An 18,986-nucleotide genomic window follows, 5' to 3' on the forward strand; every position below is an offset into this window, starting at 1 on the left:
CAGAACGGTTGTTCTTCGCAGTTCTGGACTGCCGGGATCAGAAGTTCGACGAGATACCGAACTTGAACCGCTGCTCCTGGTCAAAGTCTTCCTTCAGGACCGGGATCGCGTAGTCGACGCGCAGCGGTCCGAACGGCGACGACCAGATCAGGCTTGCGCCGAGCGACGCGCGCCACTCCATGCTCGTGCCGTTCACGGGGCTACCGCTCAGGTCGACCTTGTTTCCATAAAGCGTGCCCGCATCGGCAAACAGGGCGCCACGGAAGCCCGCGTCACGCGGCACGAACGGCAACGGGAACGACGTCTCGGCAGAAACGGTGAAGTAGGTCGTGCCGCCGATCTGGTCGCCGTTGGTCATCCGCGGCCCGATGCCGCCGCTCTCGAAGCCACGCAGGTCGTTGGCGTTGAGCTGGAACTGGTCGAAAACATGCAGGTCGCCGCTGGTCGGCAGCATGTATCCGGCACCGGCAGTCAGGCTGCCGATGATGTCGGCGTCTTCCATCAAGGTGCGGAAGTAACGCGCCTTGCCGTAGATCTTGTAGAAGTCGGAATCGCCGCCGAGACCCGCGAATTCCTGCGTGAAGGTCGCATAGATGCCATCACGCGGCAGCTTGCGGTCGTCAAGCGTGTCGTAGGTCATCGACTGGGAAATCGAAGAACGCACCCAGGGGCTGCCGTTGATCGCGTCCCAGTAGGGCTGCGAGATCTTGCGCTCAGACGGCGGCTTGGCGAGATCGGCGGTCTGATCGACGCTCGTGCTGTAGTCATACTTGGCGTAATTGTAGCGCAACGTCGTGGACAGCGCCTCGGTGATCGGCGCCGTCACCCGCAGCGTGACGCCTTGCGAGTCGACGTTGTAGAAATCCTCCGAGTCATCCTCGTTGCGGAAGATGTCGAAACCGGCCGCCAGTCGATAGCCGAGGAAATACGGCTCGGTGAACGACAGGCTGTAGTTGCGCGAATCGCTCCCGCCGCCGGCCGCAATCCGGATGTACTGGCCACGCCCGAGGAAGTTCCTCTCCTCGATGGAGGCCTCGAGCTTGAAGCCGCCGTCGCTGCCGGTGGTGTAGCCGGCGCCCACGCCGAACGTGCCGGTGGACTGGTCCTGCACGTCAACGATCAGGATGACGCGGTCCGAAGCAGTGCCCGGTGCCGTGGTGATGTTTACGGTGGAGAAGAAGCCCAGCGCCTCAAGGCGGCGCTTGGCGCTGCTGATGACTTCCTGGTTGAAGGCATCGCCCTCGCTGATGTCGAACTCGCGGCGGATGACGTAATCGCGCGTGCGGGTGTTGCCGCGGATTTCGATGCGCTCGACATAGGCCCGCTCGCCCTGGTCGACCAGATAGTCGACGGCAATCGTGTGGTTGGCAAAGTCGCGGTTGCCGCGCGGGGTGACACGGGCGAACGGATATCCCTGGGCAGCCACCACCTTCGAGATATCGGACATCGAATCCTGAACGTCGTTGGCGCGGTATACCTCGCCAGCACGGGACTTGATAAGCCCCTTGAGCTCCTCGGCATTGATGCCCTCGACGGTCGATTCGACGGTGATGTCGCCGAACTTGTAGCGTTCGCCTTCTTCGACCGTGAACGTCAGGGTGTACTCGTTGGTGGTCTCGTCGAGAACGGCATCCGACGACACGATCCGGAAGTCCGCATAGCCGCGATTGAAGTAGAACTGGCGCAGCGCCTCTTCGTCGGCGCGCATCTTCATCTCGTCATAGACGTCCTTGCGGGTCAGGAACGAGAGCGGGCCGGACTTCTTGGTGTTGATGACCGAGCGGAGCCGGCCGTCGCTGTAGGCGTTGTTGCCGACGAAGTTGACCTGGGAGATCTTGGTGCGATCGCCTTCATTGATGACGAAAGCGAGGTTCACGCGACCATTGCCGACGTCATAGGTCTGCGTCGTGACGGTCGCATCGCTGCGGCCGATCGCGGCGTAGGCTTCCTTGATCGCCTGGATGTCGGCCTCGATCGTGGTTTCGCTATACGGACCGAGCGACTGGGAGCGCACGATGGCCGCAAGCTTGTCGTCCTTGATCTTGCGGTTACCGTTGAAAACGACCTGGTTGATCAAGCGGTTCTCGTCGACGACGACGACGAGCGTGCTGCCGGACACGCTGATGCGCACATCGGAAAAATAGCCGGTGGCAAACAGGCGGCGCACCGAGGCATCGATATCGGTATTGCTGAAGCTCTTGCCGGGCTGGATCGTGAGGTTTGCACGCACCGTTTCGGGGCTGACGCGATTTGCGCCGCGGACTTCGACGCGCTGGATTACGGCGGCTTCTGCTGCGCTCACGGTAACGAGCGAGACGGCTGCTCCACCAGCCACCACCATGCTCGTTGAAAGGGCGACGGCGGACACCGCGTTCAAAAATCTTGAACCAGCTTTCATTTCACAACTTACCTTTGTTTCAATGTCTCGCGGAGAGCAGAACCCGATTCCGGCAACGCTGCCGTTTGTAACCGCTTCTGCCATACAAGCAAGCGCGGCCGTTAAATTCTGTTTACTTCGAATCGCACCGTGGCCCTTCGGCCACTAAAAGCTTTCATTTACGGTAAACAGCACCTTAGCGCCTACCCCTCCGTGTCACTGGCGTACCTGGCGGCACTATCCAAGCCTTCCAAATGTATCATTCCAGGTCGCAAACACCGTCAGCATCAGGATCAGCGCCATCCCGATGCGGAAGGCGATTTCCTGCGTCCTCGGGCCGATCGGTTTGCCCCGTACAGCTTCAATCGCATAGAACATCAAATGGCCACCATCAAGTACCGGCACCGGCATAAGGTTCAATAGTCCAATGGAAACAGACAGTACGGCGGCGAGTTGCAGCAACGCGGCCACCCCGATCGATGCCATTTGCCCGGACACTTGCGCCACCCGGATCGGTCCGCCGATCTGGTCGGCCTTCATGCGGCCGGTTACCACATTGGCGAGATAGTCGAACGTTCCGCTCACCACATACCAGCTCTGCAGGGCGCCCTGCTCCAGCGCCTCCAGCGGTCCGTAATGGACGACGCGGAAATTGCCGGTTGCCTCCGTCGTGACGATGCCGATGACGCCGACTTCCATCCGGTTGCCGAACTGGTCGGTCAGTTCCGTCTTCTGGGGGACCATGCGCAGGTCCTGCTCGACGCCGTGGCGCCGGATCGTCACGACGATCGGCGTCTCGGGGCGCACGCTGACATAGCGGCGCACGTCCTCGAACGTCCGCACCGGCTCGCCATCGATGGCAACGAGCAGGTCGCCGGGCTGGATGCCGGCGGTGGCTGCGGCACTCGATTCGCGTACTTCGGCTACGACCGGGTCGGCGACCGGGCGGCCGTAGAGGGCAAACGCCACGCTGAAGATGGCGATCGCCAGAATGAAGTTCGCGATCGGCCCGGCCGCCACGGTGACTGCGCGCTTCCACAGGGCCGCGCCCAGAAAGGTGCGGGCCCGCTCGGCTTCCGGCAGGCGATTGAACTTCTCGTAGTCGGGCGTTGAGGCGGCGTCCTCGTCGCCGAGGAATTTCACGTAGCCGCCAAGCGGAATTGCCGACAGTTTCCATCGCGTGCCGCGGCGGTCGGTGAAGCCGGCGATCTCCGGACCGAACCCGACGGAGAACGCCGTAATCCCGATCCCGGACCACCGGCCGGCGAGATAGTGCCCCATCTCATGCACGAACACGATCAGCGTCAGCACGACGAGGAACGGAATGATCGTCCCTGTGAGAAGCCCGAAGGCCTGGTGCAGCAGTTCCATGGTCCCGTGGCCTCCTTGGCTGGCGGGTCAAAGGCCGAGAAGAAAGGCGCCGGTCGAGGCGACCGTCCGCTGGCCGTGAGTCGCGGCCAACCCCAACAGGAACGCCGCGAAACAGGCGAAAACAAGACCGTCGACGCGGTCCATGACACCCCCGTGGCCGGGAATGAGGCGACTGGAATCCTTCACGCCGAAGCGACGCTTGATGAACGATTCGAACAGGTCGCCGACCTGGCTGAAGACCGACAGGACGAATGCGACGACCGGCACCCACAGGCCCGGGGACGGAAAGAAAAGCAAGTAGACTCCGCAGCCTGCGACTACAGCCGCAACTGCGCCGCCGATCGCTCCGGACCACGTCTTGCCCGGCGAGATCGCCGGCGCCAGCTTCGGCCCGCCGATCGCCCGCCCGACGAAATAGGCCAGGATGTCGGTAGCCCACACCACCGCGAAGACGAACAACATGGCGATCAGCCCGGTGGCGTCGTCGGCGCGGATGGAGGCAAGCGAAAGTGCCGTCAGGCCGGCATAGGCGATCCCGCCCGGCAGCCAGAAACTTCGCCGGGACCAGAGCGCGTGCAGCAACGACAGAATGCTGGCGACGGCGACGGTCACGAGCGCCAGTTCGCCTTCGCCGAGAACGATCATGCCGCCGGCTATTGCGGTGATCGCCCAGCCGAAGGCGTTGCCGCGGAAATCCACCTCTACCAGCCGCGTGATCGTCGACCATTCGTAGTACACGAGCATGGCAATCAGGACGGACAGCAGGCGGAACGGCAAGCCGCCAACCCAGGTGGCGGCCAGCACGATCACGGCGAGGACAAGCCCGGAGGCGATGCGAAGGCGAAGCTCGCTGCTCATCAGGAGCCAACCGCCAGCGTGGCCGCCGGGACGCCGCCGAACCGGCGCTCACGCCCGGCATAGGCCGCAAGCGCAGCAAGGAACGTCGCGCGGGTGAAGTCGGGCCAGAAATCGGGAATAAACATCAGCTCCGCATATGCCGCCTGCCAAAGCAGGAAATTGGACAGCCGCTCCTCGCCGCTTGTCCGGATGATCAGGTCGGGATCGGGAATTCCGGCCGTGTCCAGGCGCGCCGAGATCAGATCCGGCGAAACGTCCGCCGGATGCAGCAGCCCGGCGGCGACGTCGCCTGCGATCGAGCGCATCGCCCGGGCGATCTCGTCGCGCGAGCCGTAGTTGAAGGCGATGACCAGCGTTATCGCCGTGTTGTCGCGCGTCCGCTCCTCAGCTTCGAGCAGCAACGGCAGAATGTCGCTGCGCAGGTTCGTGCGATCGCCGATGACGCGGATGCGGACATTTTCCCTGTGCAGGCTGTCGAGGTCGCGGCGGATGAAGGTCTTGAGAAGCCCCATCAGGTCGCTGACCTCGCTCTCCGGCCTGCTCCAGTTTTCGGAGGAGAAGGCAAACAGCGTAAGGTAGCCGATACCCGCCTCGGCCGCGGTACGAACCGCTTCGCGCACGGCCTCCACCCCCTTGCGGTGGCCCATGCTGCGCGGCAGGCCGCGAACATTGGCCCAGCGCCCGTTGCCATCCATGATGATGGCAACGTGGTTGGGGATGTTGTTCATAGCATGCTGCGTCATCAGCGATCCGTGCGAGAAAACGGGAAACCAGGCCGGCCTGCGGCTAGACCTGCATGATTTCCTTTTCCTTCTCGGCAAGCAAGCGATCGACCTCGGAAATCATCTCGTCGGTCATTTTCTGGACTTTCTCCGACTGGCTGCGGCTGACATCCTGTCCGATATCGCCGTCCTTCTCGGCTTTCTTAAGGTCGTCCATGCCGTCGCGGCGCACATGGCGAATCGCCACCTTGGCCTTTTCGGCATAGTCGTGGGCGAGCTTGGCCAGCGAGCGGCGGCGCTCCTCGTTCAGCTCCGGAAGCGGGATGCGCAGGTTCTGGCCGTCGATGATCGGGTTCAGCCCGAGATTGGACTCGCGGATCGCCCGGTCGACGGCGTTGACCATCGACTTGTCCCAGACGGAGACGGCCAGCATGCGCGGCTCGGGCACGGTGATGTTCGCCACCTGGTTCAGCGGCATGCGCGACCCGTAGGCTTCGACCGTCACCGGATCGAGGACGTTGGCCGAGGCTCGGCCGGTACGCAGCGAGGCGACATCGTGCTTGAACGCGGAAATGGCGCCGTCCATGCGGCGCTTCAGTTCCTTCAGGTCGACACCTTCACTCATGGTATGGAACTCCTGGCAGTTGAGAAACGATACACCCGCGGGCGCCGTTTTCGGAAATTAGTTGTCGGACACGATGGTACCGCGGCCGCCACCGGTCAATATCTGCGCGAACCCGCCCTTCTCGTGGATCGAGAAGACGACGATCGGGATCGAATTTTCACGCGCCAGCGCCACTGCGGCCACATCCATCACCGCAAGACCTTTCTCAAGGACCTCGTTGTGCGTCAAGCGCTCGAATCGCGTCGCATCGGGAAACTTCTTGGGGTCCGCAGAGTAGATGCCGTCGACCTGGGTTCCCTTGAAGATTGCCTCGGCGCCGATTTCGGCGGCCCGCAGGGCTGCGGCGGAATCGGTGGTGAAGAACGGATTGCCCGTACCGCCGGCGAAGATCACCACGCGCCCCTGCGCAAGGTGGTGAAGGGTCGCACGCTGCGAAAAGCTTTCGCAGATCTCCGGCATCGCGATTGCCGAAAGGACGACGGTGTCGATGTCGAGCTTGCGCAGTGAGGTGGCCAGTGCCAGCGCGTTGATCACGGTGGCGAGCATGCCCATGTGGTCGCCCGTCACCCGGTCGCCGCCCTTGGAGGCGACCGCGACGCCGCGGAAGATGTTGCCGCCGCCGACCACCACGCCGACCTCGACCCCGAGCGCCCGCGCTTCGGCGATGTCGCCGGCCATTCGGTCGGCGACGGCGACGTCGATGCCGAACCCTTGCGAGCCCATCAGCGCCTCACCCGATGCCTTCAGCAGAACGCGTTTGTAGAGAGGTTTGGCGGACATTGGCGCTCCTGGGCTGGTTGTTCTGGACGTCACGGCGAAGCGGAGGCTGCTGCTATGCGCCAGGCCGCATGCCGCGGCGCTGTCAGAGGCTGGCGCGTTTCGCCGTCAGCCGGATACACGAAGGGCACCGCGTTGTCACGCGATGCCCTCGGTTTTTCCCGGATCGGGTAAAGAAATCAGCCCTTGGCGGCAGCCGCGACTTCGGCTGCGAAGTCCGATTCTTCCTTCTCGACGCCTTCGCCGAGCAGGAGGCGGGCCATGCCGGTAACTTCGATCGGCGCGCCGGCGGCCTTCTCGGCATCCTTGATCGCCTGACCGACGGTGATCTCCGGGTTGATGACGAACGCCTGGGACAGCAGCGCGACCTCCTCGAAGAACTTGCGCATGCGGCCTTCGACCATCTTCTCGATGATCTTGTCCGGCTTGCCCGAGGCGCGGGACTGCTCGATGAAGACGTTGCGCTCGCGTTCGGCAACAGCCGCATCGACTTCTTCGGCGCGGATCGCCAGCGGGTTCGTCGCAGCGATGTGCATGGCGACCTGACGGCCGATAGCGTTCAGCGCTTCCTTGTCGCCGGTCGATTTCAGCGCGACGAGCACGCCGAGCTTGCCGATACCGTCGCCGGCAGCGTTGTGGATGTAGGTTGCAACTACGCCGTCTTCGACCGTCAGCAGTGCCGAACGGCGAAGCGTCATGTTCTCACCGATGGTGGCGATCGCGTCCTTGATCGTGTCTTCGACGGACTTGCCGGTCGCCGGATATGCGGCCTTGGCAATCGCCTCGACGCTGCCGTCGGTGCTCAGTGCCACGTTGGCGACGCCGCGGACGAGATCCTGGAAGGCCTCGTTACGGGCGACGAAGTCGGTCTCCGAGTTGATCTCGACGGCCACGGCCCTGACGCCGCCGCTGACGATGGCGACCAGGCCTTCGGCAGCCGTGCGGCCCGACTTCTTGTCGGCCTTGGCGATGCCCTTGGCGCGCAGCCAGTCGATCGCCGCTTCCATGTCGCCGTTGGTCTCAGCAAGCGCCTTCTTGCAATCCATCATGCCTGCGCCGGACTTCTCGCGCAGTTCCTTCACCATTGCTGCAGTGATTTCCATCGTCTCGCCTCTTCGCGGTTTCTGCGCCTCGCGCCGGCCGCTCACTTAAGAGCCGTACCGTTGCGATGCGCGATTTCATTTCGTTCGGCGCCTTATGCCGCGGGGGGCATCCACCGTGGCGGCAGCCAATTCATTGCGCGTTACAGGATGATGACAGGCCGGCTCGCCAGCGGCAACGCCGTCCGCATTCCCGTCGCAAAAGCGACAAGGCCGTTCGACCTTCCGGCGAGAAACGGCCTTGTCCGATCAATACCTAGGACGATGTTTCGCGCCCTGCCCTGCTCAGGCTTCGGCCTCGTTCAGTGCCGGCTCGACCGGAACTTCGGCGGAGGCGCCGATGTCACGGCCCGAAGCGCCCTGCTGGCGGGCGATGCCGTCGATGGCGGCACGGGCGACCAGATCGCAGTAGAGTGCGATGGCGCGCGACGCATCGTCGTTGCCCGGGATCGGATAGTCGATCGGATCCGGATCGCAGTTGCTGTCGATGATGGCGACGACCGGGATGCCGAGACGCTTGGCTTCCTGGATCGCGATCGACTCCTTGTTGGTGTCGATGATGAACATCAGGTCGGGCGTGCCGCCCATGTCCTTGATGCCGCCGAGAGCCTTGTCCAGCTTTTCGCGCTCGCGCTCGAGGTTCAGGCGTTCCTTCTTGGTGAAGCCGGAGGCTTCCGAGGCCAGGATGTCGTCGAGCTTGCGAAGCCGCTGGATCGAGTTGGAGATCGTCTTCCAGTTGGTCAGCATGCCGCCGAGCCAGCGGGCATTGACGTAGTACTGGGCCGAACGCTTGGCGGCGTCGGCGATGATTTCCGATGCCTGGCGCTTGGTGCCGACGAAGAGGACGCGGCCGCCGCCGGCCACGGTGTCGCTGATGACCTGCAGCGCGCGGTTGAGCAGCGGCACGGTCTGGGCGAGGTCGATGATGTGGACGTTGCTGCGGTCGCCGAAGATGTACGGCTTCATCTTCGGGTTCCAGCGGTGGGTCTGGTGGCCGAAGTGAACACCAGCTTCCAGAAGCTGGCGCATGCTGAAATCGGGCAATGCCATGCCTTATTCTCCTTTTCCGGTTGAACCTCCGCAAGGCGAACAGCAGAACCCATCGGCCCTGCCACCGGCGGAACGCACCGGATTTCTCCCGGACGCCCCATGCCTCACGTGTGGAATGCGGTGGCCTTAACCGCAGTCGCCCCCGAAATCAAGACCGGCCCGGCGAAAAAGCCGAAACGCCGCAGCGGGCGGCAGGTCCAGGGCTACTTGCACTCGGTGCTCTTGAAGACCTCGAGATTGGCCAGCTTGCCGGTCAGCACGAAGTCGCCGTAGTCCATGGTCAGATCGCGCGTGATGCCGTTCTCGTAGAGCTTGAACGACATCCTGTAGACCGGCAGGGCGTCGCCTTTCGCCACATCGTCGTAATAGGCGATGGTGACCGGCCAATAGGCCTGCTTCGCGAAGGATCCGGCCTGGGCCGCGTCAACGTCTCCGGCCTCGGGCATCTGCCTGTTGCCGAGCACGGTGGTCGTCATCAGCGTCTTGTCTCCGGAATCGGAGCCGTCGAAGATTCGCGCCTCGAAGAACCGCTCGCCCTTTCGGGCGCGGTCGATCACCTCCAGCATGTGTTCGGTCGGGAAGATGCTTTCCGCCAGTTCCACCGCCTTCGGGTCGGGCGAGGTCAGCTCCACATTGACGCCCTTCTTGTCGTCGCGTGCGCTGCCGCGGACTTCCTTGTCCAACTTGTCATCGGTGAAGGAACGGGTGAGGAAGCGGAAACTCTTGTTCCTCAGGTCCTCATAGGTCGTCGTCTGTTGGTCGGTCACCCGCGTCTCTTCCCCGGTGTTGACCTGGGTGACGAAGCGGAAGCTCACGGTGTAGCCGTCGCAAGGATTGCCGTTGAATTCGTAAACCATGCGCCCGTACATGCCCGCAATGCCGGACCGTTCGGAGGCATCCTTCAGTTGCAGGTCGTAGACGGCGCGATGCGGTGCGAGGCCGACCGCCGTGGCCGCGGAAACGGGACCGGGCAGCAGCGCCGCCAGGCATGTCGCGGCGGAAAGGGCCGGGACAAAGGTTGAGCGAAACATCCGTTTCCTCCTGTTGAACTCCGCCTAGATGTTATAAGAACAGTTCCGGCAAGAGCGAGGCGTCAGAGCCTCTGCATGCCCTATTATAGCAGGAAACTCAATCGAGGCAGCCTTGCACGACACCGGCATGCCGCGCTGAAACGCAGAATTCGCATGGGGAGAGAAGAATGTCCGCTGAAATCGAGAACCGGGTAAAGGAACTGGGCTACACGATCCCGACGGCCGCCGCTCCGGCCGCCAACTACGTGCCCTACGTGATCAGCGGCTCGATCCTGCACATATCCGGCCAGCTGCCGATCGATGGCGGCAAGATCGCCGTCACCGGCCATCTCGGCAATGACGTCGACGTTGCAACCGGCCAGAAGGCGGCCGAGCTGTGCGCCATCAACCTTCTGGCCCAAGCCAAGGCGGCGCTCGGCGGCGACCTGTCCCGCATCCGTCGGATCATAAAGATCAACGGCTTCGTGGCTTCCGTTCCCACTTTTGTCGAACAGCACCTCGTCATCAACGGGGCCTCCAACCTGCTCGTCGCTGCGCTTGGCGAGCCCGGCAAGCATGCCCGCGCTGCGGTCGGCATGGCAGCACTGCCGCTGAATGCCGCCGTCGAGATCGACGCCATCATGGAAATCGCCTGATGCCGCGCCATGACCTCCGGTGGCTGACCGAACGGCCGATTGCCCATCGCGGCCTGCATGATTTGAACCGCACGGTCTGGGAGAACACGCTGACCGCATTCTCCCGGGCGGTAGACGCCGGCTATGCGATCGAATGCGACCTGCAATACGCGGCCGACGGCGTACCGGTCGTGTTCCACGACGACCAGCTGGAGCGCTTGTGCGCGATCACCGGCGACGTGCGGGCGAAGACCTCGGTCGAGCTCGGCATGCTTTCGGTCGGCGGCACAGCCGACAAGGTGCCGACGCTGACGCAGATGCTCAAGCTCGTCGGCGGGCGGGTCCCGCTCGTCATCGAACTGAAGGGCCGGGCCGGGGATGACGACGGCTTCGCCGCCAGCGTCCTCGAGGCGGTCGAGGCCTATGACGGCCCGGTGGCGCTGATGAGCTTCGATCATTGGCTACTGAAGGAGCTCAAGGAACTCGGCTCGCCCCGGCCGGTCGGCCTTACGGCGGAGGGGACCGATCCGGAGACCTTTTTCGTCCACGAGGAAGCCATGCAGCTCGGCCTCGACTTCATCTCCTATCACTACGCTCACCTGCCCAATCCGTTCATCACCAAGGAGCGGCAGGCCGGGATCCCGGTGATCACCTGGACCGTCCGCGACCAGGACGGGATCGACAGAACCCGCGAGGAAGCCGACCAGATGACGTTCGAGGGATTCGACCCGCGAGAACCCGTGGTCGCCTGACGATGACCGACGCCTGCCGGATACGCGTCATCCAGAGTTTCGCCGAAATCGCGGCGGAACACTGGGCGGGGCTTGCCGGCGCCTCGCGCGGCGGCCCCGGAACGCCTTACAATCCCTTCGTCAGCCATGCCTTCCTGTCGTCGCTGGAGGAATCCGACTCGGCGACGCCGCAAACCGGCTGGCTCGGCCAGCACCTGCTGCTTGAACAGGAGGACGGCACGCTGCTTGGCGCGGTGCCAGCTTACGTGAAGAACCACAGCCGCGGTGAATACGTCTTCGATTACGGCTGGGCGGAGGCGTTCCAGCGCGCCGGCGGCCGGTACTATCCCAAGCTTCAGGCGTCGGTGCCCTTCACGCCGGCAACCGGACCGAGACTGCTGCACCGCCATGGTCTCGATCCGGCCCCGGTCCGGCAGGCGCTGGCCGCCGGCCTACGAGAACTGACGCTCCGACACGACCTGTCGTCTGCGCACGTGACGTTCCTGCCGGAGGACGAACTGCCCGCCCTGCAGGCCGCGGGCTTCCTGCATCGCACGGACCAGCAGTTCCATTTCATCAATGCAGGCTATCGCTCGCACGACGAATTCCTCGAGACGCTCGCCTCCCGCAAGCGCAAGGCGCTGCGCAAGGAGCGGCGCGCGGCACTGGAAAACGGCATCGAGATCGACTGGCTGACCGGCGGCGACCTCACCGAGGATATCTGGGACCAGTTCTTCGCCTTCTATATGGACACCGGCGGGCGCAAGTGGGGGCGTCCCTATCTGACGCGCCGCTTCTATTCCCTGGTCGGCGAACGCATGGCCGACGACATCCTGCTGGTGATGGCGAGGCGCGCCGGCCGCTACATCGCCGGCGCCATCAACTTCATCGGCGAAGACGCGCTGTACGGCCGCCACTGGGGCTGCGTCGAGGACCACCCCTTCCTGCATTTCGAGGTCTGCTACCACCAGGCGATCGATTTTGCGATCGACCGCGGCCTGAAGCGCGTCGAGGCCGGCGCCCAGGGCGAGCATAAGCTGGCACGCGGCTACATGCCGATCACGACCCATTCGGCGCACTATCTCGCCCATCCGGGCCTGCGCCGGGCCGTCGCCGACTACCTCGAGCGGGAGCGCCGCGACGTCGCCGAGGCCGGTGAGTGGCTTGCCGAACACGGCCCGTTCCGCAAGACCGGCGCGCCGCCGCGCGGCAACGATTGACAGACACGGCCGACGAGCCGGACCCAAGGAGACTGCAAATGACGAGTTACGACCCCGGGAACATCTTCGCCAAGATCCTGCGCGGCGAGATCCCCGCGCACAAGATCTACGAGGACGACGACGCTTTCGCCTTCATGGACGTGATGCCGCAGGGAACCGGCCACACCCTGGTCATCCCAAAGGTACCGTCACGCAACATCCTCGATGCGGACCCTGCGACGCTGTCGCGGCTGATGCCGGTGGTGCAGAAGATCGCGATCGCGGCCAAGGAGGCGTTCGAGGCCGACGGGGTGACGGTGATCCAGTTCAACGAGCCGGCGTCCGGCCAGACGATCTACCACCTGCATTTCCACGTCATCCCCCGGTTCGAGGGCGTGCCGCTCAAGCCGCACTCCGGCACCATGGAGGACCAGGAGATCCTCGCCGCCAATGCGCGCAAGATGCGCGACGCGCTGGCCGCCTGAAGCCGACATGAAAAACCGTACTCCTTGGCGCTCAGGCGCCGAGGAGCGACAGGCCGCCGGCCAGGAAGGCGATCGCCGCGACGATGCCGTAAAGCTGCCTGCGACCGCTGGCGAAAAATGCAAGTGCGCCAATAGCGACTGCGGCCAGTCTCAGCCACAGCGGCGATGCCTGGAGAGTGCCGGTCGGATAGACGATCAGCTTGGCAATCACGGCCGCCACGAGCGCGGTCGCCACTGCCTTGACCCAGTTCAGCATTTCGGAGTCTTCGTCGAGCCTGTTGCCGGCCAGCACGCCCAGCCAGCGCCAGATGTCGGTCGCCAGCCAACCGGCGATGCCGATGAAGACATAGGGCCAAAGGCCTTCGAAACTCATGCGGAACCCCCTGCCCGCGCCGACCGCCACCGGCGCTCGGCCGCCCAGGCGACCGTGCCGCCGACGAGCCCGGCAAGCAGGATGTCGAACTCCAGCGCAAGCTCGTGGAAGACAATACCGAGCACGAGGCCGATTCCCAGCGCCCAGTGGATCACGCGGTGGCGCGCCGAAATCCAGAGCGACGTCAGGAAGTAGACCGGGGTCAGAAAGAACAGGCAGCCGGCGACGACCGGCGGCATCTGCGTCACCAGATTGTAGGCGATGCCGACGAGCAGGATGTTCACCGTCGTCAGCGTTACTCCAAAGCCTGCGAAAAAGGCCGCCCGCCGTTCGCGCGGTACCGACGAGATGCGCTCCGTGGCAAACACCCATGCGGTGATCGCCACGAAATGCGACAGGATCAGCAGCAGCCAGGTCGGCGTGGTGCGCGCCCGCAGTTCGGGCACGAGCGAGGCGACCATCGGCATCATCCGCACCGAGGACAGGGATACGGCGACGAACGCGGCCAGGAGGTTGGCGCCGGACAGCATGCTGCCGACCAGGATGACCTTGGCGGGCAGCGCCCAGACGATGCCGGTCATGAACATGACCTGCCCGACCGGCACGCCGGCTTCCGCCGTGAAAGCGGCGAAACCGACGAAGGAAAGCATCAGGATCACCGCCGGAACGCTCCAGATGCCGCACATGCCTTGAACGAACCAGTAGCGGTTCGTTTTCTCGCTTAGCCGCACCTCGGCATCCATTCACGCATTCCTATCCTGCACATGAAAATGCCGGGCGATCGCCCGCCCGGCACCAGTCGTCCTTTATTGCGTCACCGCTTCCGCGGCACTTTCGGCACCGCACTGCCCTTCCGGGTCGGCGGAGTTGGCTGATCTGGCTCGCCAGCCTTGCCGGACTTGCCGCGCGCCGGGGTCTCCGCGGCAACGGTCTCCTTGGCCTTCCGGGGCTTCGCCGCCTTGCGCGCCTGTGCCGGGATTTCGGCCTTCGGCCTGATCGGCGCGGTTTCCGGAACGGCGTCGAGCAGGATGCCCTTGCTTCCGTCTTCCTTCACGCCGACCGACACACGCACGACGCCGCCCTTCTTGAGTTTGCCGAAAAGGATTTCGTCGGCGAGCTTCTTCTTGATGTTCTCCTGGATGACGCGCGCCAGCGGCCGGGCGCCCATTCTCTCGTCATAACCCTTGTCGGCCAGCCATGCGATCGCCTCCGGCTGAAGTTCGAAGGTGACGTTGCGTTCGGCAAGCTGCGTCTCGAGCTGCATGACGAATTTCTGGACGACCTGGTGGATGACCGGCGTGGGCAGCGAGGCGAACGGGATGATCGCATCCAGGCGGTTGCGGAACTCCGGCGTGAACAGCCGGTTGATCGCCTCCATATCGTCGCCCTCGCGCTTGGACGAGCCGAAGCCGATGGCGGCCTTGGCCATGTCCGAGGCGCCCGCGTTCGTCGTCATGATCAGGATGACGTTGCGGAAGTCGACCTTCTTCCCGTTGTGGTCTGTCAGCGAGCCGTGATCCATGACCTGCAGCAGGATGTTGAAGAGGTCCGGATGGGCCTTCTCGATCTCGTCCAGCAGCAGCACGCAATGCGGATGCTGGTCGACGCCGTCGGTCAACAGCCCGCCCTGATCAAAGCCCACATAGCCGGGAGGCGCACCGATCAGGCGCGAGACCGTGTGACGCTCCATGTATTCCGACATGTCGAAGCGCAACAGTTCCACGCCGAGCGAGGCGGCAAGCTGCTTGGCCACTTCCGTCTTGCCGACGCCCGTCGGGCCCGAGAACAGATAGCAGCCGATCGGCTTGTTGGGTTCGCGCAAGCCTGCACGGGCCAGCTTGATCGCCGAGGCAAGCGCCTCGATCGCCAGGTCCTGGCCGTAGACGACCGTGCGAAGTTCCTTGTCGAGGTTGGCAAGAACCGCCTCGTCGTCCTTGGAGACCGACTTTGGCGGAATGCGCGCCATCGTGGCGATCGTTGCCTCGATCTCTCTTTCGGTGATCAGCTTGCGACGCTTGCCGGCCGGCAGCAGCATCTGCGCGGCACCTGTCTCGTCGATCACGTCGATGGCCTTGTCCGGCAGCTTGCGGTCGTTGATGTAGCGCGCCGACAGCTCGACGGCCGACTTGATCGCCTCGTTCGAGTATTTCAGCTTGTGGTAGTCCTCGAAATAGGGCTTCAGCCCCTTCATGATCTCGATCGTGTCGTCGATCGTCGGCTCGTTGACGTCGATCTTCTGGAAGCGGCGGACGAGCGCCCGGTCCTTCTCGAAGAACTGGCGGTATTCCTTGTAGGTGGTCGAGCCGATGCAGCGGATCGCCCCGCTGGACAGCGCCGGCTTCAACAGGTTCGAGGCATCCATCGCGCCACCGGAGGTAGCACCGGCGCCGATGACGGTGTGGATCTCGTCGATGAACAGCACCGCGCCCGGATAGTCCTCGAGTTCCTTGACGACCTGCTTGAGGCGCTCCTCGAAATCGCCGCGATAGCGGGTGCCGGCGAGCAGCGTCCCCATGTCCAGCGAGAAGATCGTCGCGTCCTGCAGTGCCTCCGGCACCTTCTTCTCGACGATGCGCTTGGCCAGCCCTTCGGCGATCGCCGTCTTGCCGACGCCGGGATCGCCGACATAAAGCGGATTGTTCTTGGAGCGGCGGCAGAGCACCTGAATGGTGCGGTTGACCTCGGCATGTCGGCCGATCAGCGGATCGATCTTGCCGTTCCGGGCCTTCTCGTTGAGATTGATGCAATAGGCGCTGAGGGCATCCTGCTTCTTGGCACCGTCTTCCTGCTCGCCCTGTTGGCGTGGCTGCTTCTGCTCGTTCTCATTTTCGTCAGCACCCCGCACCGTTCGCGCCTCGGAGGAGCCGGGCCGCTTTGCGATGCCGTGCGAGATGAAGTTCACCGCGTCGTAGCGGGTCATCTCCTGCTCTTGCAGGAAATAGGCGGCGTGGCTCTCGCGCTCGGCGAAGATCGCCACCAGCACGTTGGCGCCGGTCACCTCTTCGCGACCGGACGACTGCACGTGGATGACGGCGCGCTGGATGACCCGCTGGAAGCCGGAGGTCGGCTTGGAATCCTCTTCGTAGCCGGTCACAAGGTTGGCGAGGTCGTTGTCGACGTAATCGGTGACCGTCTTGCGCAATGCTGCGAGGTTGACGTTGCAGGCGCCCATCACGGCCGCCGCGTCGGCATCGTCTATCAGCGCCAGCAACAAGTGTTCCAGCGTTGCATATTCGTGGTGGCGCTCGTTGGCGTACGTCAGTGCCTGGTGAAGCGCTTTCTCAAGACTGGTCGAAAAAGTTGGCACGTTCTTTCCTCATTTCTTTTCCATGACACACTGGAGCGGATGCTGGTGCTGGCGGGAGAAATCCATCACCTGTGTCACTTTGGTTTCGGCAACCTCGTAGGTGAAAATACCGCACTCACCCACGCCATGATTGTGCACATGCAGCATGATACGGGTCGCCGCCTCGCGGTCCTTCTGGAGGAAACGTTCCAGGATATGGATCACGAACTCCATCGGCGTGTAGTCATCATTGAGAAGCAGCACCCGATAGAGGCTTGGCTTCTTGATCTTCGGCTTCGTCCGGGCAATGACCGAAGTGCCGCGGCCCGGACTGTCGCCGTTTCCTTCATTGCCCTGCAACCGGACCGGTGTCGCATTCATTTCCAGTTCATTCTCCGTGAGCGCGGCCATCCTGGGGCGGAGCCGCGGCGGCGATGAGTGCCGTCGTCAGATCTACATAATCTAGTGGTTTCCTCGCAGATTTTAAGGCCCCCGCTTCGTCCTGCAAGGATAATCGACCCTTCCCGAAAGGAAAGCCGGCAATTTGTCCGGAACCCGTAGCGCGCAAATGAAAAAGCCGGCGGCACTCGCGCACCGCCGGCTCGAAAGTAACAGAAACGGACGATCAGGCAGCTGCGGCGGCCTTGGCCGGAGCCGCCGCTCTGGCAACGGGAGCCTCGTAGGACTTGTAGGTTCCCGTCGCGAGATCGGAATACATTTCGCCGATCTTCATCGCTTCCGCAACGTAGGCCTCACAGGCATTCTTCACATAGGAGGCCTGTAGCTCGATCACCGCTTCAAGGCTTCCAGCGCTCGTGAGCCGCTCGAAGTGGGCGACACTCTCTTCGTAGGACTTCTTGGAATAGTCAGCGGCCTCGGTGGCGATCGCCTGCATGCCCTTGGCCAGCGAGGAATAGCTATTCAGCATGGTGTCCATCGCCTCCTGGCCCTTCTTGTTGGCCTCATCGAAACTGAACATGTAACTGCTCCTTCGTTCCACCCGGATGCGGCACGTTATATGCGGTGCACAATGAAGTCAATGAAATGCCGCATCGCAACAATACCGAGCATTCGCAACTGCTTGATGACGCCCCGCTGTTGAAGACGACCCGGCTGCACCGGGCTCTCTAGCGCCGCAGGAACGATGGATCACAGGTCGATGTCGAGGATCGCCATCGAAAAATTGTAGGACAGTTCGCCGTCCTCGTCGTCGCGGAACACGACGCCCAGGAACTCGTCGGCCAGGTAGACCTCGGCGGACTCGTCCTTGCGCGGACGCGCCTTGACGACCATGTCCTTGTTGAAGTTGCGCTTGAAGTAGGCCTCAAGCTTCCGGATCTCTTCGGGCTTCACGATGGTGTCTCCGTATGGGTTCGATCTGGCCGCTTCTCGCACCTGCGCCCGAAGCTGTAAACCCGCGAACCGACGTCGTTCTCGGTTTTCCGCTCAGATGTCGAAGCCGGCGCCGTGCAGGATCTGGTCCATCGCCCGCGACGGCTCGGAGCAGCCGGCCTCGCCGACGACCTTGGCCGGCACGCCGGCGACGGTCGTTTTCGGCGGCACATCCTTCAGCACCACGGAACCGGCGGCAATCCGCGAGCAATGCCCGATATGGATGTTGCCAAGGATCTTCGCACCGGCCCCGATCAGAACGCCGTTGTCGATCTTCGGATGACGGTCGCCTCCCTCCTTGCCGGTGCCGCCGAGCGTCACATTGTGCAGGATCGACACGTTGTCGCCGATCACGGCGGTTTCGCCGACGACAAGGCCCGTCGCATGATCGAGGAAGATCCCCTTGCCGATGCGGGCTGCCGGATTGATGTCGGTCTGGAAGACGCTGGATGACCGGCTCTGGAGGTACAGCGCAAAATCCCGTCTGCCGTTCAGGTAGAGCCAATGCGCCAGTCGGTGGGTCTGGATCGCGTGGAAGCCCTTGAAATAAAGCACGGCCTCGATGAAACGGATGCAGGCCGGATCGCGGTCATACACGGCCTGGATGTCGACGCGCAGCATCGGACCCCACTCCGGGGAAGCTGCCTGCATCTCCTCGAAGGTCTGGCGAAGAAGGTTCGCCTGCAGGTCGGGATGATCGAGGCGTTCGCACACCCGGTGGATGACCGCCGCCTCGAGGGAGGGCTGGTTGATGACCGTCGAATAGAGGAAGGCTGCAAGCAGCGGATCCTCTTTCGCTGCGGCGCGTGCCTCCTGCTGCAGGCTGTCCCAGATCGGGTCCATCGCCTTGAGCTTTTCGTCCGCGCGTTTCTCGCTGGTGGCGACCATCGCCGTACTCCCTTCTCGATCCTCGTCATTATATAGTGCAAACGCCTCCCGGGCGAAATGCATCATCGCGTGCTCTGCCCCCGAGCGGCCGGCCGGTTTTGATGCCA

The 18,986-nt window shown here is 63.5% G+C and carries 20 protein-coding genes; 4 read left to right on the forward strand and 16 right to left on the reverse strand.

The window, feature by feature from the left end; translation table 11 throughout:
* Window positions 1-37 precede the first annotated feature (37 nt).
* From bamA to C7449_RS10925, 9 genes are all read right to left on the reverse strand, one after another.
* Complete coding sequence (gene bamA / locus C7449_RS10885) at window positions 38-2,398, reverse strand: outer membrane protein assembly factor BamA (RefSeq protein ID WP_108002835.1); 2,361 nt, start codon at window positions 2,396-2,398, stop codon at window positions 38-40.
* A 216-nt stretch (window positions 2,399-2,614) separates the two neighbouring features.
* Window positions 2,615-3,748 carry an RIP metalloprotease RseP gene (gene rseP, locus C7449_RS10890; RefSeq protein ID WP_108002836.1) on the reverse strand — a complete coding sequence of 378 codons (1,134 nt, stop codon included), beginning with the start codon at window positions 3,746-3,748 and terminating at the stop codon, window positions 2,615-2,617.
* 27 nt (window positions 3,749-3,775) lie between these two features.
* The gene (locus C7449_RS10895) at window positions 3,776-4,606 is read right to left on the reverse strand and encodes a phosphatidate cytidylyltransferase (protein ID WP_108002837.1); all 831 of its coding nucleotides are present in this window, start codon (window positions 4,604-4,606) and stop codon (window positions 3,776-3,778) included.
* Window positions 4,606-5,349: an isoprenyl transferase gene (locus C7449_RS10900; protein ID WP_108002838.1), complete on the reverse strand. Its 744-nt coding sequence runs from the start codon at window positions 5,347-5,349 to the stop codon at window positions 4,606-4,608. Before C7449_RS10900 ends, C7449_RS10895 begins: the two co-directional genes overlap by 1 nt.
* A 43-nt stretch (window positions 5,350-5,392) precedes the next feature.
* Window positions 5,393-5,953 carry a ribosome recycling factor gene (frr, locus tag C7449_RS10905; RefSeq protein WP_108002839.1) on the reverse strand — a complete coding sequence of 187 codons (561 nt, stop codon included), beginning with the start codon at window positions 5,951-5,953 and terminating at the stop codon, window positions 5,393-5,395.
* A gap of 57 nt (window positions 5,954-6,010) precedes the next feature.
* Window positions 6,011-6,733 (reverse strand): UMP kinase, encoded by a 723-nt coding sequence (gene pyrH, locus C7449_RS10910; protein ID WP_108002840.1) that lies wholly within the window; start codon window positions 6,731-6,733, stop codon window positions 6,011-6,013.
* A 176-nt stretch (window positions 6,734-6,909) separates the two neighbouring features.
* Window positions 6,910-7,833 (reverse strand): translation elongation factor Ts, encoded by a 924-nt coding sequence (gene tsf / locus C7449_RS10915; RefSeq protein WP_108002841.1) that lies wholly within the window; start codon window positions 7,831-7,833, stop codon window positions 6,910-6,912.
* 282 nt (window positions 7,834-8,115) lie between these two features.
* On the reverse strand, window positions 8,116-8,880 hold the full coding sequence (gene rpsB / locus C7449_RS10920) for a 30S ribosomal protein S2 (protein WP_108002842.1): 765 nt from the start codon (window positions 8,878-8,880) through the stop codon (window positions 8,116-8,118).
* A 203-nt stretch (window positions 8,881-9,083) separates the two neighbouring features.
* Window positions 9,084-9,911, reverse strand: coding sequence for a cell envelope integrity EipB family protein (locus C7449_RS10925; RefSeq protein WP_108002843.1), 828 nt, complete (start codon window positions 9,909-9,911; stop codon window positions 9,084-9,086).
* A gap of 167 nt (window positions 9,912-10,078) precedes the next feature.
* On the opposite strand from C7449_RS10925, the gene C7449_RS10930 reads away from it, so the two are divergent.
* From C7449_RS10930 to C7449_RS10945, 4 genes are read left to right on the forward strand one after another with little or no spacing between them, the layout of a single operon-like run.
* On the forward strand, window positions 10,079-10,546 hold the full coding sequence (locus tag C7449_RS10930; RefSeq protein ID WP_108002844.1) for a RidA family protein: 468 nt from the start codon (window positions 10,079-10,081) through the stop codon (window positions 10,544-10,546).
* Window positions 10,546-11,277, forward strand: coding sequence for a glycerophosphodiester phosphodiesterase (locus tag C7449_RS10935; RefSeq protein WP_108002845.1), 732 nt, complete (start codon window positions 10,546-10,548; stop codon window positions 11,275-11,277). Before C7449_RS10930 ends, C7449_RS10935 begins: the two co-directional genes overlap by 1 nt.
* Before the next feature lie 2 nt (window positions 11,278-11,279).
* Complete coding sequence (locus C7449_RS10940; RefSeq protein WP_108002846.1) at window positions 11,280-12,476, forward strand: GNAT family N-acetyltransferase; 1,197 nt, start codon at window positions 11,280-11,282, stop codon at window positions 12,474-12,476.
* Window positions 12,477-12,514: 38 nt separating this feature from the next.
* Entirely contained in the window at window positions 12,515-12,940 is a 426-nt protein-coding gene (locus tag C7449_RS10945; protein ID WP_108002847.1) for an HIT family protein, read from the forward strand.
* Between the two features lie 31 nt (window positions 12,941-12,971).
* Here the strand turns inward: C7449_RS10945 and C7449_RS10950 are convergent, their stop codons facing one another.
* The 7 genes from C7449_RS10950 to cysE form a co-directional block, all read right to left on the reverse strand.
* Window positions 12,972-13,313, reverse strand: a complete 342-nt coding sequence (locus tag C7449_RS10950) for an AzlD domain-containing protein (RefSeq protein WP_108002848.1) — start codon at window positions 13,311-13,313, stop codon at window positions 12,972-12,974.
* Window positions 13,310-14,056, reverse strand: a complete 747-nt coding sequence (locus tag C7449_RS10955; protein ID WP_108002849.1) for an AzlC family ABC transporter permease — start codon at window positions 14,054-14,056, stop codon at window positions 13,310-13,312. Before C7449_RS10955 ends, C7449_RS10950 begins: the two co-directional genes overlap by 4 nt.
* A gap of 71 nt (window positions 14,057-14,127) precedes the next feature.
* Window positions 14,128-16,620 (reverse strand): ATP-dependent Clp protease ATP-binding subunit ClpA, encoded by a 2,493-nt coding sequence (gene clpA / locus C7449_RS10960; protein WP_170115861.1) that lies wholly within the window; start codon window positions 16,618-16,620, stop codon window positions 14,128-14,130.
* A 9-nt stretch (window positions 16,621-16,629) separates the two neighbouring features.
* Window positions 16,630-16,980, reverse strand: coding sequence for an ATP-dependent Clp protease adapter ClpS (gene clpS / locus C7449_RS10965; protein ID WP_108003189.1), 351 nt, complete (start codon window positions 16,978-16,980; stop codon window positions 16,630-16,632).
* 244 nt (window positions 16,981-17,224) lie between these two features.
* Window positions 17,225-17,578, reverse strand: coding sequence for a phasin family protein (locus C7449_RS10970; RefSeq protein ID WP_108002850.1), 354 nt, complete (start codon window positions 17,576-17,578; stop codon window positions 17,225-17,227).
* A 170-nt stretch (window positions 17,579-17,748) separates the two neighbouring features.
* The gene (locus C7449_RS10975; protein ID WP_108002851.1) at window positions 17,749-17,952 is read right to left on the reverse strand and encodes a DUF3126 family protein; all 204 of its coding nucleotides are present in this window, start codon (window positions 17,950-17,952) and stop codon (window positions 17,749-17,751) included.
* A 93-nt stretch (window positions 17,953-18,045) separates the two neighbouring features.
* A complete protein-coding gene (gene cysE, locus C7449_RS10980; RefSeq protein ID WP_108002852.1) occupies window positions 18,046-18,879 on the reverse strand; it encodes a serine O-acetyltransferase in 834 nt (277 codons plus the stop codon).
* Window positions 18,880-18,986 lie beyond the last annotated feature (107 nt).

The organism is Mycoplana dimorpha (assembly GCF_003046475.1).
GTDB lineage: Bacteria > Pseudomonadota > Alphaproteobacteria > Rhizobiales > Rhizobiaceae > Mycoplana > Mycoplana dimorpha.

Excerpts from the sequence above, each read along its gene's own strand:
- frr (WP_108002839.1), bottom strand. The coding sequence starts at position 5,953 with ATGAGTGAAGGTGTCGACCTGAAGGAACTGAAGCGCCGCATGGACGGC.
- C7449_RS10925 (WP_108002843.1), bottom strand. The coding sequence starts at position 9,911 with ATGTTTCGCTCAACCTTTGTCCCGGCCCTTTCCGCCGCGACATGCCTG.
- C7449_RS10970 (WP_108002850.1), bottom strand. The coding sequence starts at position 17,578 with ATGTTCAGTTTCGATGAGGCCAACAAGAAGGGCCAGGAGGCGATGGAC.
- C7449_RS10930 (WP_108002844.1), top strand. The coding sequence starts at position 10,079 with ATGTCCGCTGAAATCGAGAACCGGGTAAAGGAACTGGGCTACACGATC.
- clpS (WP_108003189.1), bottom strand. The coding sequence starts at position 16,980 with ATGAATGCGACACCGGTCCGGTTGCAGGGCAATGAAGGAAACGGCGAC.
- C7449_RS10935 (WP_108002845.1), top strand. The coding sequence starts at position 10,546 with ATGCCGCGCCATGACCTCCGGTGGCTGACCGAACGGCCGATTGCCCAT.
- C7449_RS10900 (WP_108002838.1), bottom strand. The coding sequence starts at position 5,349 with ATGACGCAGCATGCTATGAACAACATCCCCAACCACGTTGCCATCATC.
- cysE (WP_108002852.1), bottom strand. The coding sequence starts at position 18,879 with ATGGTCGCCACCAGCGAGAAACGCGCGGACGAAAAGCTCAAGGCGATG.
- pyrH (WP_108002840.1), bottom strand. The coding sequence starts at position 6,733 with ATGTCCGCCAAACCTCTCTACAAACGCGTTCTGCTGAAGGCATCGGGT.
- C7449_RS10940 (WP_108002846.1), top strand. The coding sequence starts at position 11,280 with ATGACCGACGCCTGCCGGATACGCGTCATCCAGAGTTTCGCCGAAATC.
- bamA (WP_108002835.1), bottom strand. The coding sequence starts at position 2,398 with ATGAAAGCTGGTTCAAGATTTTTGAACGCGGTGTCCGCCGTCGCCCTT.
- rseP (WP_108002836.1), bottom strand. The coding sequence starts at position 3,748 with ATGGAACTGCTGCACCAGGCCTTCGGGCTTCTCACAGGGACGATCATT.
- C7449_RS10955 (WP_108002849.1), bottom strand. The coding sequence starts at position 14,056 with ATGGATGCCGAGGTGCGGCTAAGCGAGAAAACGAACCGCTACTGGTTC.
- rpsB (WP_108002842.1), bottom strand. The coding sequence starts at position 8,880 with ATGGCATTGCCCGATTTCAGCATGCGCCAGCTTCTGGAAGCTGGTGTT.
- C7449_RS10895 (WP_108002837.1), bottom strand. The coding sequence starts at position 4,606 with ATGAGCAGCGAGCTTCGCCTTCGCATCGCCTCCGGGCTTGTCCTCGCC.
- C7449_RS10945 (WP_108002847.1), top strand. The coding sequence starts at position 12,515 with ATGACGAGTTACGACCCCGGGAACATCTTCGCCAAGATCCTGCGCGGC.
- tsf (WP_108002841.1), bottom strand. The coding sequence starts at position 7,833 with ATGGAAATCACTGCAGCAATGGTGAAGGAACTGCGCGAGAAGTCCGGC.
- C7449_RS10950 (WP_108002848.1), bottom strand. The coding sequence starts at position 13,313 with ATGAGTTTCGAAGGCCTTTGGCCCTATGTCTTCATCGGCATCGCCGGT.